Source organism: Streptomyces neyagawaensis (genome assembly GCF_023516595.1).
In the GTDB taxonomy this organism is placed as follows: domain Bacteria; phylum Actinomycetota; class Actinomycetes; order Streptomycetales; family Streptomycetaceae; genus Streptomyces; species Streptomyces neyagawaensis.
The window spans coordinates 1-13,205 of the sequence record NZ_JAMGBG010000158.1 but is presented as its reverse complement, the minus strand read 5'-3'; the positions used below and the strand labels follow the sequence as shown (position 1 = coordinate 13,205).

13 protein-coding genes, 1 tRNA gene and 1 other RNA gene are annotated in these 13,205 nt (G+C 73.0%); 9 read left to right on the top strand and 6 right to left on the bottom strand.

The window, feature by feature from the left end; all coding sequences use genetic code 11:
• On the bottom strand, nt 1-1,663 hold a 1,663-nt coding region (locus M8J73_RS39965; RefSeq protein WP_249829731.1), incomplete at its 3' end, for a DNA polymerase III subunit gamma and tau.
• Between the two features lie 189 nt (nt 1,664-1,852).
• Nucleotides 1,853-1,949: signal recognition particle sRNA small type (gene ffs, locus M8J73_RS39960), an RNA gene on the bottom strand.
• Between the two features lie 118 nt (nt 1,950-2,067).
• Between ffs and M8J73_RS39955 the strand changes: the two genes are divergently transcribed.
• The 4 genes from M8J73_RS39955 (at nt 2,068) to M8J73_RS39940 (ending at nt 4,519) form a co-directional block, all read left to right on the top strand.
• Nucleotides 2,068-2,152: transfer RNA gene (locus M8J73_RS39955), tRNA-Ser, on the top strand.
• A 502-nt stretch (nt 2,153-2,654) separates the two neighbouring features.
• Nucleotides 2,655-2,801 carry a hypothetical protein gene (locus tag M8J73_RS39950; RefSeq protein ID WP_157873110.1) on the top strand — a complete coding sequence of 49 codons (147 nt, stop codon included), beginning with the start codon at nt 2,655-2,657 and terminating at the stop codon, nt 2,799-2,801.
• A 191-nt stretch (nt 2,802-2,992) separates the two neighbouring features.
• Entirely contained in the window at nt 2,993-3,163 is a 171-nt protein-coding gene (locus M8J73_RS39945; protein ID WP_157873109.1) for a hypothetical protein, read from the top strand.
• A 63-nt stretch (nt 3,164-3,226) separates the two neighbouring features.
• On the top strand, nt 3,227-4,519 hold the full coding sequence (locus M8J73_RS39940; protein WP_055538201.1) for an MFS transporter: 1,293 nt from the start codon (nt 3,227-3,229) through the stop codon (nt 4,517-4,519).
• Between the two features lie 37 nt (nt 4,520-4,556).
• Here M8J73_RS39940 and M8J73_RS39935 read toward each other — a convergent pair whose 3' ends face one another.
• On the bottom strand, nt 4,557-5,000 hold the full coding sequence (locus M8J73_RS39935) for a hypothetical protein (protein ID WP_055538200.1): 444 nt from the start codon (nt 4,998-5,000) through the stop codon (nt 4,557-4,559).
• Between M8J73_RS39935 and M8J73_RS39930 the strand changes: the two genes are divergently transcribed.
• From M8J73_RS39930 to M8J73_RS39920, 3 genes are all read left to right on the top strand, one after another.
• Nucleotides 4,999-5,175: a hypothetical protein gene (locus M8J73_RS39930; protein WP_157873108.1), complete on the top strand. Its 177-nt coding sequence runs from the start codon at nt 4,999-5,001 to the stop codon at nt 5,173-5,175. The two genes, M8J73_RS39935 and M8J73_RS39930, sit on opposite strands and share 2 nt — an antisense overlap.
• A gap of 133 nt (nt 5,176-5,308) precedes the next feature.
• Nucleotides 5,309-5,794 carry a cation:proton antiporter regulatory subunit gene (locus M8J73_RS39925; RefSeq protein ID WP_476718386.1) on the top strand — a complete coding sequence of 162 codons (486 nt, stop codon included), beginning with the start codon at nt 5,309-5,311 and terminating at the stop codon, nt 5,792-5,794.
• A gap of 7 nt (nt 5,795-5,801) precedes the next feature.
• Nucleotides 5,802-7,193, top strand: coding sequence for a cation:proton antiporter (locus M8J73_RS39920; protein WP_055538198.1), 1,392 nt, complete (start codon nt 5,802-5,804; stop codon nt 7,191-7,193).
• Nucleotides 7,194-7,403: 210 nt separating this feature from the next.
• Here M8J73_RS39920 and M8J73_RS39915 read toward each other — a convergent pair whose 3' ends face one another.
• Nucleotides 7,404-8,294 (bottom strand): NAD(P)-dependent oxidoreductase, encoded by an 891-nt coding sequence (locus M8J73_RS39915; protein ID WP_249829730.1) that lies wholly within the window; start codon nt 8,292-8,294, stop codon nt 7,404-7,406.
• 210 nt (nt 8,295-8,504) lie between these two features.
• Between M8J73_RS39915 and M8J73_RS39910 the strand changes: the two genes are divergently transcribed.
• The gene (locus M8J73_RS39910) at nt 8,505-9,473 is read left to right on the top strand and encodes a TauD/TfdA dioxygenase family protein (protein WP_249829729.1); all 969 of its coding nucleotides are present in this window, start codon (nt 8,505-8,507) and stop codon (nt 9,471-9,473) included.
• Between the two features lie 140 nt (nt 9,474-9,613).
• The gene (locus M8J73_RS39905; protein WP_055542179.1) at nt 9,614-10,507 is read left to right on the top strand and encodes a DUF72 domain-containing protein; all 894 of its coding nucleotides are present in this window, start codon (nt 9,614-9,616) and stop codon (nt 10,505-10,507) included.
• A gap of 8 nt (nt 10,508-10,515) precedes the next feature.
• Here the strand turns inward: M8J73_RS39905 and M8J73_RS39900 are convergent, their stop codons facing one another.
• Nucleotides 10,516-12,546, bottom strand: a complete 2,031-nt coding sequence (locus tag M8J73_RS39900) for a copper resistance CopC/CopD family protein (protein ID WP_249829728.1) — start codon at nt 12,544-12,546, stop codon at nt 10,516-10,518.
• A gap of 203 nt (nt 12,547-12,749) precedes the next feature.
• Nucleotides 12,750-13,205 (bottom strand): cupin domain-containing protein (locus tag M8J73_RS39895; RefSeq protein WP_249829727.1); only part of this gene is annotated, 456 nt, incomplete at its 5' end.

The following is a 13,205-nucleotide window of genomic DNA, read 5'->3' as shown; positions in this document are numbered from 1 at the left end:
GCGCCGCGGCGGCGGGCGCGTTCGTGTGAGCGTGGGGCGGGGCGGCGGGCGTCCCCGACTGCCCTGACGGCCCTGACTGAGCGGCGGGCTCGGCGGGCGGGTTGCCCGGCGGAGCCTCCTGCGGGGCAGCCGCGGCGGCCGGGGCGACCCCGGCCGGGCCACCCGCACCCGGCCCTCCGAAACCACCGGCGCCCCCGGCACCGTACGCGTCCGAACCCGGCCCACCAGCGGGACCGGTACCTGCGGCCGCGGGCGCTCCCTGAGCACCGGGCATCCCCGAACCCCCGGGCGCCCCGGCCGCTCCCGGCACTCCCTGTCCCCCAGGCGCCCCCGCGCCCCCGGCACCGCGCACCGCGGCCCGAGCCGCGGCAGGCCCGCCCCCCGGCGGCACCGGCGGGCCGGGAGCGACCTGCGGGGCCATGCCCATCGGCGCGCCCGCCCCCCCGTGGACGTCGGGCCCGGGGACGTACCCCATGGCCGGGCCGGGGCCGGACGCGGAGAAGTTCACGCCGCGCTCCAGCCGGTCCAGGCGGGCCATGACGGAGCGTTCGTCGCCGTAGGTCGCGGGGAGGAGGACGCGGGCGCAGATCAGTTCCAGCTGGAGGCGGGGGGAGTTGGCGCCCCGCATCTCCGTGAGGCCCTCGTTGACGAGGTCGGCGGCGCGGCTCAGCTCGGCGGCGCCGAAGACACCGGCCTGGGCCTGCATCCGCTCCAGGACGTCGACGGGGGCGTCGATGAGCCCCTTCTCGACGGCGTCCGGCACGGCGGCAAGGATCACCAGGTCACGCAGCCGCTCCAGCAGGTCGGCGACGAACCTCCGCGGGTCGTTTCCCCCCTCGATGACGCGGTCGACGACCTCGAAGGCGGCGGCGCCGTCGCCCGAGGCGAAGGCCTCGACGACCGAGTCGAGCAGCGACCCGTCCGTGTAGCCCAGCAGGGACGTGGCCATGGCGTATGTCACACCCTCGTCCGTCGCGCCGGCCAGCAGCTGGTCCATGACGGACATCGAGTCACGCACGGAACCGGCGCCCGCGCGCACCACCAGCGGGAGGACGCCCTCCTCGACGGGGATCTTCTCCTTGCCGCAGACCTCGCCGAGGTAGTCGCGGAGCGTGCCCGGCGGGACGAGACGGAACGGGTAGTGGTGCGTACGCGAACGGATCGTCCCGATGACCTTCTCGGGCTCGGTCGTGGCGAAGATGAACTTGAGGTGCTCCGGGGGCTCCTCGACGACCTTCAGCAGCGCGTTGAAACCGGCCGACGTGACCATGTGGGCCTCGTCGATGATGTAGATCTTGTACCGGCTGGCGGCCGGTCCGAAGAACGCCTTCTCGCGCAGCTCACGGGCGTCGTCGACACCACCGTGCGAGGCGGCGTCGATCTCGATCACGTCGATCGAACCCGGGCCGTTCCGCGCCAGGTCCTGGCACGACTGGCACTCGCCGCACGGGGTGGGCGTGGGCCCGTTCTCGCAGTTCAGGCACCGGGCGAGGATGCGGGCGCTGGTCGTCTTGCCGCAGCCGCGCGGCCCGCTGAACAGGTACGCGTGATTGACCCGGTTGTTCCGCAGCGCCTGCTGCAGCGGGTCGGTGACATGCTCCTGCCCGATGACCTCGGCGAACGACTCCGGGCGATAGCGGCGGTACAGCGCGAGAGACGACACGCCTACGAGGTTATAGGCGCCCACTGACAACCCGGACGCGACCGAAGCCGGACCGGCCGCCGAGCGGACCGTCCCAGGACCACTGCCCCCGGCACGCTTCCCTGGGACCACCGCCCCCGGCACGCTTCCCCGGGGGTCTTCCCAGTCCCGCTCTCCCGTCCCGCTCTGCCGAGTCCGCGACCCAGGACAACGAAAGACCCCTCACGCACCCGCCAGAGCCGACCTACCCTTGCTGCCTTCCGGCCCTGGGGGAGTTCAGTCAGATAGCGCCGCGTGAGGGGCTACGCCCAGCCTACCCGATCCCCCGACCCCACCCGCCCGCCTCCCCACCTCGACACCTCCCCCTCGTCACCCACCTCGAACGAGTTCGCAAGCACCCTCCGCCGTCATGTAATGTTTCCGGCGGAGGATTCGCCTAGAGGCCTAGGGCGCACGCTTGGAAAGCGTGTTGGGGGCAACCCCTCACGAGTTCGAATCTCGTATCCTCCGCAGCCGCCTGAACAGGCGAAACGAGAACCCCGGACCGCTTCGGCGGCCGGGGTTCTCGGCGTCCCCTGGTCTCAGTTGCAGTCTCATTCATTTCCGACACCTGCGGCATTCTGTGCGGCATGACGACGCGCCTCCGGCGACGACGGTGGGTCGTCGTCCAAGCGTTCATGCGCCGACATGCGCTCTGAAGGCCGACGGCCAAGATCAGCCTCAGATGACGCTTGCCCCACATCACGGGACATGCCCCCAGAAGCAACCCGAAGCCAGGTAGTGCACTGACCATCCATGTCCGCCCTACAAGCTCTTCCATGTCGCACGCCTCCCCCAGAGGGGCCGAGCCGTTTGCGCGGCCCGACCCTGTGACCTTGCACTCAGCGTCCGGCGACCGACCCTCAGTCCCATCGCCTCGCGAACTCAGCACCGGCCAGCAGGTCGCCCGTCCGCACGATCGGATCGTCGATCCCCAGGGCCACCGTCACATCGGCGGGAAGGGCCACGTACTTTGCTGCTGCACGGTCACAAGCACGCGATCGATGCCGTGCTCGCTGTCATCGCACGCCAACAGAAAGGGCAGGTCACAGTCTTCACCTCGGGCGTAGACGACCTGGAGAAGCTCTTCCCGGACAACGTCGTCGTCAAGAAGGTATGACCCGGCGCCCTGGTCTCAACATGGGAAAGCGTGTGGGGGCAACCCCTGCGACCACACGTGGATGAGTCTGGTCCGTCGCATCGTCCCGCCCGCGCTGCCGCCTCGCTGACTCGGATCATGTACGAGGAGGGGGCCAGGAAGCGCGTGTCCCTCTACGCTTCTGCTACCAGCGACCAACGGGGGGCGGCAGCGTGGGGCTCTTCCTCGGCGTACTCGTGATCGGCATCGGGCTTCCGGTGCTGGGCGTCCTGAGCCGCAAGGTCGGTGACGGGCGGCTGTGGCAGACCGGGATGGCCCTTTGGTTCGTGGGTTCGCCGGCGGTGCTGGGTCTTGGCGGTTGGCTGATCTACCGGGGGCTTTGAACCATCCCGGCAGGGCGGAGGCCGCCGTATGGCGGAGGTGTGCGGAAGAGGCATGAGCGAGGCATGAACAGGACCGCGTCCCACCGTACGACCGGCGTTCTGCCCGACGCCGCCGCCGTGCAGCGCCGTGTGCTGCGGGTGTTGGTCGCCTCACAGGTTCTTTCCGGGGCCGGTCTCGCCGCCGGTGTCACCGTGGGGGCGCTGCTCGCCCAGGACATGCTCGGCGCCACCGGCCTCGCCGGGTTGCCGAGTGCGCTGTTCACCGCGGGGTCCGCGTTGACCGCCGTCGTCGTCGGTCGGGTCTCCCAGCGCCACGGGCGTCGGCCCGGGCTGGCCGCCGGGTATCTCACGGGAGCCGTCGGCAGCCTCGGTGTCATCACCGCCGCCGTCCTGGACAACCCCGTCCTGCTGTTCGTCGCCCTGTTCGTCTACGGTGCCGGAACCGCCACCAACCTCCAGGCCCGCTACGCCGGCGCCGACCTCGCGCCCCGCGACCACCGCGCCCGGGCCGTGTCCACCGTGCTGGTCGCCACCACCCTCGGGGGCGTCGCCGGGCCCAACCTCGCCGCCCCCACCGGCACCTTCGCCGAGAAGCTCGGCATCCCCGGGCTGGCCGGCCCGTTCCTGCTGTCCGGCGCCGCCTACGCGCTCGCCGCGCTCGTCCTGGCCGTCCGGCTGCGCCCCGATCCGCTGCTCACGGCCCGTGCCCTCGCCGACGCCGGGCCGGAGGGCGCCCCCGCCGACGGGACCACCACGGCCACCGAAGTCCGCGAAGGCCGCGGCGGCGTGGTCCTGGGTGCGCTGATCATGGTCCTCACCCAGCTCGTCATGGTCGCGATCATGACGATGACGCCGGTACATCTGCACGACCACGGCCACGGCACCGCCGCCTCCGGCGTCGTGATCGCCGTCCACATCGCCGCCATGTATCTGCCCTCGCCGCTGACGGGACGGCTCGTCGACCGCTTCGGCCGGCTGCGGATCGCCGCCGCCTCCGGCCTCACCCTGCTCGCCTCCGGGGTGCTCGCCGCGACCGCGCCCGGCGACTCCGTCGCGCTCCTCGCGCTGGCCCTGGCGCTGCTGGGCCTCGGCTGGAACTTCGGCCTCGTGTCGGGCACCGCGATCGTCACCGACGCCGTGCCGCTCGCCACCCGCGCCAGGACCCAGGGCATGGTCGACGTCTCCATCGCCGTCGCCGGTGCCACCGGCGGCATCAGCTCGGGCCTGGTCGTCGCCGCCTCCGGCTACCCCGTCCTCGCCCTCACCGGCGGTGTCCTCGCTCTCGCCGTCCTGCCCGCCGTCGCCGCCACCGCCTACCGTGCTGAGCCCCGGCGGTCGGCCGCCTACCGCCGCTGAACCCCGGCGGTCGCAGGGCTCCGCTCCCGGCCGCGGTTCACATGTCTCCCGGCCAGTCCCCCGGCTCCTGGGGGCGGGGCAGGACGCTGGTGGTGAGGCGGCGGTAGGCCGCTCGGGCCTGGAGGAGGCGGGCCAGGGCCGTGCCGGTGAGGGCCGCCGTGAGGAGGCAGACCAGCCAGAACGTGTCGCGGGGGTTGGCCCAGGTGAGGACGCCGGCCGGGGGTATGGCGAAGCCGTTGAGGAAGAGCCAGCACAGGGCGGCCGTGCCGGGGGCGGCGGTGAAGCGGGCATAGACGCCGAGCAGCGCGGACAGCAGGGAGAGCGCGGTCAGGGCCAGGCCGGGGCGGTCCGTGCCGACCAGGGCGTTGAGGACGGCGACCAGCGCCATCGCGCCGGCGAACGCCGTGGCCCACACCAGCGGTGTGGAGACGGGCTGGGGTACGGGGCGGGGGCCGGTGCCCAGGGACACCCACTGGATCATGCCTGCGCTTCCTTTCGGTCCTTCCCCCGCTGCCCGGGCGGAGCCGCGGCCGGAGCGGACGCGGCGGCGGACGTCGACGGCCTCGGTCCGCATGGCCGCCGGCACCATCCGCATGGCCACCGACACGGTCCGCATGGCCGTCGGCACGGGGGTACTGGGCAGATCACCGGCGTGAACGCCGGAGGGGCCGGACGGGGATTGTCCCACCGGGGACTCAACCTCGGCCCGGCCAGGCCGTACTCGGGTCTCGTTAGGGTGGCACCCATCGGGTTTCCGAAGACATGTCCGAACCAGACAGGGGGCCAGCCGTGGGTGCTCCGCGCCTCAGCAGTACACCGTTGCCGGGGATCGGCGTGCGATACGACCTCAACACCCGTGAGCACCGGCGGCTTTCCGTCGTGGCGCACCGGGACGGGTCACGGACGTTCAGCGCGTACCGGGAGGACGATCCCGACGCGTGCGCGCTGTCGGTACGGCTGACGGGGAGCGAGGCGACCGCCCTCGTGGACGCGTTGATGCCGGACCACCACAGCCCCAACCTGCTGTCCACGACCGAACTGGGCCTGGTCGCCGAGCGGATCGAGCTGGCCTCGACGTCGTACTGGAACGGACGGGTCCTCGGGGACACCCGGATGCGGACCGACACGGGCGCGTCCATCGTGGCCGTACTGCGGCGCGCGGAGGCGATTCCGTCACCGGCGCCGGACTTCCGGCTGGCGGGCGGGGACACCCTCATCGTGATCGGCACCCGTGAGGGTGTGGAGGCGGCCGCCGCGATACTCGGCCGGGAGTGAGCGACCCATGCACTTCTCCGCTCAGCTCTCCGCGCCCCTCGCCGCCCAGGCTCCCCCGGGCCTCGCCTCGCCCGTGCGGCTCGCCGCCGAGTCCTCCGGGCACTCCTCCGCCGTCTTCCTCATCGAGTTCGGCGCGATCATCCTCGGACTCGGGCTGCTCGGGCGGTTCGCCGCCCGGTTCCGGCTCTCGCCCATCCCCCTGTATCTGCTGGCCGGGCTCGCCTTCGGGGAGGGCGGGCTGCTGCCGCTCGGCACGAGCGAGGGGTTCGTGGCGATCGGCGCCGAGATCGGCGTGATCCTGCTGCTGCTCATGCTCGGCCTGGAGTACACCGCCAGCGATCTCGTCTCCAACCTCAAGACCCAGTACCCGGCCGGTCTGGTGGACGCCGCGCTGAACGCGCTGCCCGGCGCGGCAATGGCATTGCTGCTGGGCTGGGGCCCGGTCGCCGCCGTCGTCCTCGCCGGCGTCACCTGGATCTCCTCCTCCGGTGTCATCGCGAAGGTCCTCGGCGACCTGGGGCGGCTCGGCAACCGCGAGACGCCGGTCATCCTGAGCATCCTGGTCCTCGAGGACCTCTCCATGGCCGTCTATCTGCCGATCGTCACCGCCCTGCTCGCCGGGGTGGGCCTCGCGGCGGGCAGCGCGACCCTCGCCATCGCCCTGGGCACGGCCGGGCTCGTCCTGCTGATCGCGGTGCGGTACGGGCGTCACATCTCCCGCTTCGTCTCCAACGACGACCCCGAGAAGCTGCTGCTCGTCGTGCTGGGGCTGACGCTCGTCGTCGCCGGACTCGCACAGCAGCTCCAGGTGTCGGCGGCGGTCGGCGCGTTCCTCGTCGGCATCGCGCTGTCAGGTGAGGTCGCCGAAGGGGCGCACAGTCTGCTGGCGCCCCTTCGGGATCTGTTCGCCGCCGTGTTCTTCGTCTTCTTCGGCCTCCACACCGACCCGGCGAGCATCCCGCCGGTGCTGCTGCCCGCGCTCGTACTGGCCGTCGTCACCGCGCTGACGAAGGTCGCCACCGGGTACTGGGCGGCCCGCCGGGCCGGGATCTCCGCGAAGGGCCGCTGGCGGGCGGGCGGCACGCTGGTCGCGCGCGGCGAGTTCTCCATCGTCATCGCCGGGCTCGCCGTCACCGCCGGCATCGAACCGTCCCTCGGGCCGCTGGCCACCGCGTACGTCCTGATCCTGGTCATCGCGGGCCCGCTCACCGCCCGCTTCACCGAGCCGGTCGCCCTGTGGGTGGCGGGGCGGCTGGGGAAGCGGAAGCCGTCGGACGGGCAGTCGGCCGTCGCCGCTGCCGCGGCGGACGGCGGTGCGCCGTCGGATTCCGCGTCCTTGACCGGGGCGGCGCACGAGGTCCTGCCGACGGAGGAACGGGACACCGCCGAGCGGTCCTGAGGTCTCGGGCGAGCGGTCCTGAGGTCTCGGGCGAGCGGTCGTGAGGTCGCGTGAGGGGGCTCGGCGCGGGATAGGGCCTCGGCGTGGGAGGGGGCCTCGGCGCAGAGTAGGGCCCCGGCGCGGGATAGGGGGCCCGGGAATAGCGCCCCGGGGCGCACGCGGGGATAGCGCCCCGGATCGGGATAGGGCCCCGGCGCGGAATGAGGCCCTTTACTTCTCCGCGGCCTCGTCGAAGCTGGCGAAGTACGCGGCGGCCATGTCCTCGTCGGCGTGGCCGTGGGCGGCGGCGCGGGCGAGGCGTTCGGCGCCGGCCTCGGCCACGTCGAGGCGGACCCCGTGGCGCTGCCCCGCCTCCACGATCAGCCGGGCGTCCTTGGCCGCGGTGGCCACGGCGAAGGACGCCGGGGAGAGCCTGTCGTCGAGGATGAGCGCGGACTTGGCGCGCAGATAGCCCATGTCGAGGGGGCCGCCGTCGATGATCCCGAAGAAGGACCGCGGGTCGACGCCGAGGACCTTGGCCAGGGCGAGTGTCTCCCCGGCCGCGTTGGTGGCGGCGAGCACCCAGCTGTTGGCGACGAGCTTGAGCCGGGTGGCGGTGCCCGCCGCGCCGTCCTCACCGGTCCACACCGTACGGGCGCCCACGGCGTCGAAGACGGGCGTCACCGTGTCCCGCCCCGCCACCGGCCCGGCCGCGAGGACCGTCAGCTGCCCGGCCTCGGCGGGCTGCCGGGTGCCGAGGACCGGGGCGTCGTAGTAGGCCAGGCCGTGTTCGCCGGCCAGGGCGGCCAGTTCGGCCACGTCCTCCAAGCCGGCGGTGGTGGACTGAACCCAGGCGGCGCCCGCGCGCAGGGCCGGGGCCGCCTCGCGCATCACGTCCCGCACGGTCGCCCCGTCGTACAGCATCGTGAGGACGACATCGGCGCCCCGGACGGCCTCGGCGGGGGTGTCGACGACGTGGACGCCGTCGGCGGTCAGCGGCTCGGCCTTCTCGCGGGTGCGGTTCCAGGCGCGGACGGGGTGTCCGGCCCGGGCGAGGTTGCGTGCCATCGCCGCCCCCATGATGCCGGTGCCCAGGACGCCGACGGTCGGGTGGTCGCTCATGACGTGATCTCCCCTCAACTTCCATCAACTTCCCGGATCACCGGTCGACTTCTCGCACTCGGAGCCTACGTCTCCGACCGCGCCGGTCGGCGTCTCTCCGCACGGCGCGGCCCGCCGGGCTCGTGCCCGGCTGAAAGAGGCCGCCGGGCGGGTAGGACGGGGTACGACAGACGTGCCGAGCAGGGAACGGCGAGCGATGAAGGGCGAGCGATGAACAGCGACAGCACGGGAGCCGTCGACGGGCTCGACGTACGGCCCGCCTCGGGGTACATCGGCGCCGAGATCCACGGCGTGGACCTCTCCGGGCCCCTGGACGACCGCACGGTCGACGGCATCCGCTCGGCGCTGCTGCGCTGGAAGGTCGTGTTCTTCCGGGGGCAGCGGCTGGACCACGCCGGGCAGATCGCGTTCGCGCGGCGGTTCGGGGAGCCGATCCGGCTCCGCTCGCGCGGCTCGGTGTCGCCCGCGGAGTACCCCGAGATCGAGACGACCGCCGACCGCCAGGAACTGGGCCGCAAGCACGGCATGGACCAGGCCGAATGGCTGGAGCGCCGCCGCCACTCCACCCTGCGCGGCTGGCACGGCGACCACACCGCCCGCATCGACCCGCCCGCCCTCACCCTCCTGCGCGCCGAACAGGTGCCCCCGTACGGCGGCGACACCACCTGGGCCGATCTGGCCACCGCTTACGCCGGACTCTCCGAACCCGTACGCCGGTTCGCCGACGGGCTGCACGCCGAGCACCGCCTCGGCGTCGGCTACCTCGCCCGCTCCGGCCCCGACCCGTATCTGCGCCACCTCCAGGACCATCAGGTCGCCTCGGTGCACCCGGTCGTCCGCGTGCACCCCGAGACCGGCGAACGCGTCCTCTTCGTCAACCCGTACTACGTCGAGAACATCGTCGACGTCAGCCGGGCGGAGAGCCGGCTTCTCCTTGAGATGTTCGTCGAGCAGATCACGCGCCCCGAGTACACCGTCCGCTTCCGCTGGGAGCCGGGCTCCGTGGCCCTCTGGGACAACCGGGCCACCGTCCATCTGGCCCCCAACGACACCGCGCACCTGGGCTTCCCGCGCATCATGCACCGGGTGATGGTGGCAGGTGAGCCGCCCGTCGGTGTGGACGGCACCGCGTCGAAGTCCCTCGTGGGAGCGCCGCTGCACGACCCCCACGACGCGTAGCCACTCGCCTGGTCGTCCGCTTGGACGTCCGCTTGGCCGTCCGGCAGGGGCCGCGTGCGCACGAGCTGAGTCGAGCCTCGCCGCGCCGTGCCGCATGGCGCCGAGTAGTCGTCCGGCCGAATCCGGGTAACCGGCACCGCATGGGTGAGCTGCTGGTCGGTACCTGCTCCTGGACGGACCGCGCGTTACTGGCCGGCGGCTGGTATCCGCGCGGTCGGCGCGACGCCGAGTCCCGACTGCGCTACTACGCCGAGCAGTTCCCGGTCGTCGAGGTCGACTCCAGCTACTACGCGCTGCCCAGCCGTCGCAACGCCGTCCTGTGGGCCGAGCGGACGCCGCCCGGATTCCGGTTCGACGTCAAGGCGTTCTCGCTCCTGACCGGCCATCCGACCCGGCCGACGGCGCTCCCCGAGGACCTGCGCGACCGGACGTCCCCGCTGCCGGGCCTGCTCGACCGGATATGGGAGCGCTTCGCCCACGCCGTGGAGCCGCTGCGGATCGCGGACCGGCTGGGGGCCGTGCTGTTCCAGTTCCCGCCGTGGCTGGCGCCGGGTCCACGGGCGGAGAAGACGCTCACGGAGTGCGCGGAGCGCACCGCGGGCTGGCCGGTCTCCGTGGAGTTCCGGCACCCGGCGTGGTGGCGCCCCGGGCAGGCGGACGAGACCACGGCCCTGCTGTCCCGGCTCGGCCTGGTCGCCGTCGGCGTGGACATGGCCCAAGGGCTCGGCACGTCACTGCCGCCCCTCGCGCCCGTCACCACGCCCGAGCTGGCCGTCGTACGGTTCCACGGCCGGAGCCCCGCCTGGGGGACCGGCAGCAAGGAGGACCGTTTCCGCCATGACTACACGGAGGCCGAACTCACCGCGTGGCTGCCACGGTTGCGGGCCGCCGCCGAGCAGGTCGACGAGCTGCACGTCCTGTTCAACAACTGCTGCGCCGACGCGGCCGTCCGAGCGGCGGAGACGATGCGCCGCCTGCTGGCCGGGGACGGGGAAGCGGGCGGGGGCGCGGGCCGAGGGGCGGCTGGGTCCTAGGACAGGCCCTAGCCCACCTTGACGTTCTTCTCCACCGTCACCTGGTCGATGTCCGTCGTACGGACCGTCAGCTTCATCGTCCAGGTGCCCGGCAGGGGAATCTGGAGGGTGTCCGTGGCCCAGTACCCGCCCCGGTCGGTCAGCTTGGCGTCGATCGGGCCCACCTTCTGCGCCTTCAGCGTGAACGTGAGGCGCAGTTCGGGGACGGTCGCGATGCCGTCGTCGGGGCCGAACACCACAGCCTGAATGGAGTTCTTACCGACCTTGCCGGGGCCCAGGTCGATCTGGACCTTGCCGTGCCCGTTCGGGGTGCCCATGTCGAACGGCACGACGGTCGAGGAGGCCGTGACCTCCCCCGGCGCCGCCGCGCCCCCGGTCCCCTGCGCGCTCTCCGCCGCCGCCCGGCCCGGCAGGGTGCCCGTCAGCACGGTGGTGATCACCAGCACCACCACCGCCACGGTGAACTCGGCGAGCACGCTGCGGCGCAGGGCGAGACGGTGGGGGTCGGCGGGCTCAGTGGGGGCGTTGGGGGCGTCGGTACCGGGACTCTTACCGGAGTCCGAGCCGGAGCCGGCACCAGCGTTGGTGCCCTTACCGGTACCCGAGCCGGAGCCGACGTCGGTGCCCTCGTCGGAGCCGGAGTCGGAGCCGGAATCGGCATCGACAGGGGAAACCGCCGACGCCGCCTCGGCTGCCGCCCCGCCGTCCACGCGGGCCACCGCCCCCACCGGTTGAGGCACCCGCGCCTCCGCCACGACGGCCCCGCCGGTTCGGGCACTCTCGTCGTGCTCGCTGTTCTCCTCGTTCTCGCCGTTCTCGTCGTTCCCCCCGACCGCCGCCGCACCCAACCCCGCCGTCCACCGGCGGGAGAACGCGGCCGCGGCCAGCAGCAGGGCGACCGCCGCCAGCTTGGCGAGGAGGACCTGGCCGTACGCCGTGGTGGTGAAGGCGGACCAGGAGCCGAGGCCGCGCCAGGACTGGTAGACGCCGGTCACGACCAGGACGACCACCGAGGCGAAGGCCAGGCGGGAGAAACGGGTGACGGCAGCGGCCGACAGTGTCTCCGGGTCCCGGTACAGCACCGTCAGCAGGGCGGTCAGACCGCCCAGCCACACCGCCATGGCGAGCAGATGGAGCACGGAGGAGGTCATCGCCACCGGCACCTGAATGCCCGCGGAGGCGTGCTCGGCGGCGGCCCAGGTCCCGGCGAGCCCGACCGAGAGCAGCACCCCGGCACCGGCCTCGCCCCGACCCCAGCTCTCCTGACCGCGGGCCCGGACGAGGAGGAAGAGGACCACCGCGAGCAGCGTCAGTCGGGCCAGCAGCGCGAGCCCCGGACGCGTCCCGACCGTGCCGCCGAGGACGGACGGGTCGAGGACGGCGCCGACGCCGCTGCCCCGTTCGTACGGTCCGCGCAGGAGCAACAGGACCACCGAGGACAGCGTCAGGGCCAGCCAGCCGGACAGGAGCAGTTTGCGGAGCGTGTCGTCGGCCCGGCCGAGGACCGCGGTCACGAAGACGGTGACGCCGATGAGCAGGGCGAGGGCGCCGTACGCGAAGTAGCGGGTGATGTCGTAGAAGGAGGCGGTGAGGGGGTCCTCGGTGAGGTCGGCGGGGAGGGTCGCGGAGGTGGCGGAGGGTTCGCCGACGGAGAAGAGGAGCGCTCCGGAGATGGGGTGGCTGTCTGCGGAGATCACCCGCCAGGCGACGGTGTACGTGCCGTCGGGCAGCCCCGCGGGCAGGGTGACGCGGGCCGTGTCGGACCGGTCGCCGGACCGCCCCGGCTTGCTCGTGTCGACCGCGCGGTTCTCGGGGTCGATGACGCGGATGGAGTCCTGGAGGAGGCTCACCGGTTCCGTGAAGGTGAGGGTGACGTCCTTCGGCGCGGAGTCGAGGACGCTGCCGTCGGCGGGATCGGTGCCCTTGAGCGCGGCGTGCGCCGACGCGGTCCCCGCCCCGCCGAGGAGGAACAGGACCAGCACGGTGCCGAGCAGCACCAGGCGCCGGACATACGGCCGGACATGCGGGAGGCCCCTCACGCCCCTCCCGCCGGTTCCGCCCTGTCGACTCTCGTCCCTGTCACTGCGTCGGCCCACGTCGCGCTCCGGATCCACTGTCGCCGGCTCGGTTCCTCCGAGTAGGTACGGGAGCCGGGAAGCGTGTGTTCACCACTCATCCCGGGCATCCGCTCATCCCGGGCATCCGCTCATCCCGGGCACCCGCCCATCCCAGGCATCCGCCCTCATTCCCTCCCCAGCTCCGCGATCAGCGCGGCCCGCTCGGGGTACCGCCGCGCCAACTCCCCCGCGTCGCCGTGCTCGTACCCCTCGAAGGTGAACCCCGGCGCCATCGTGCAGCCGAACAGCGTCCACGCCCCGTCGCCGCCCAGCACCCGTGCGCCCATCCAGGTCCCGGCGGGCACGACGTACTGCACGTGCTGCCCGCCGAGCACGTCCGGCCCGAGCACGACGCTGTCGGAGGAGCCGTCGGGGCGCAGGAGGAGCAGTTCGAGGGGGTCACCGAGGTGGAAGTGCCAGATCTCGTCGGTCGGCAGCCGGTGCAACGCCGAGTAGTCCCCCGGCTCGGTGGTGAGCAGAGCGACGATCGCGGTCCCCTCAGGCCGCCCGTCGCCCCGCTCGGGCCCCGCCCACGTCTGGCGGAAGCGTCCACCCTCCCGGGGGATGGGCTCCAACGCGTA

Bases quoted from the DNA above. Each gene is read 5' to 3' on its own strand.
- M8J73_RS39940 (WP_055538201.1), top strand. From the start codon at position 3,227: ATGAACAGGACCGCGTCCCACCGTACGACCGGCGTTCTGCCCGACGCC.
- M8J73_RS39930 (WP_157873108.1), top strand. From the start codon at position 4,999: ATGCCTGCGCTTCCTTTCGGTCCTTCCCCCGCTGCCCGGGCGGAGCCG.
- M8J73_RS39935 (WP_055538200.1), bottom strand. From the start codon at position 5,000: ATGATCCAGTGGGTGTCCCTGGGCACCGGCCCCCGCCCCGTACCCCAG.
- M8J73_RS39920 (WP_055538198.1), top strand. From the start codon at position 5,802: ATGCACTTCTCCGCTCAGCTCTCCGCGCCCCTCGCCGCCCAGGCTCCC.
- M8J73_RS39915 (WP_249829730.1), bottom strand. From the start codon at position 8,294: ATGAGCGACCACCCGACCGTCGGCGTCCTGGGCACCGGCATCATGGGG.
- M8J73_RS39910 (WP_249829729.1), top strand. From the start codon at position 8,505: ATGAACAGCGACAGCACGGGAGCCGTCGACGGGCTCGACGTACGGCCC.
- M8J73_RS39905 (WP_055542179.1), top strand. From the start codon at position 9,614: ATGGGTGAGCTGCTGGTCGGTACCTGCTCCTGGACGGACCGCGCGTTA.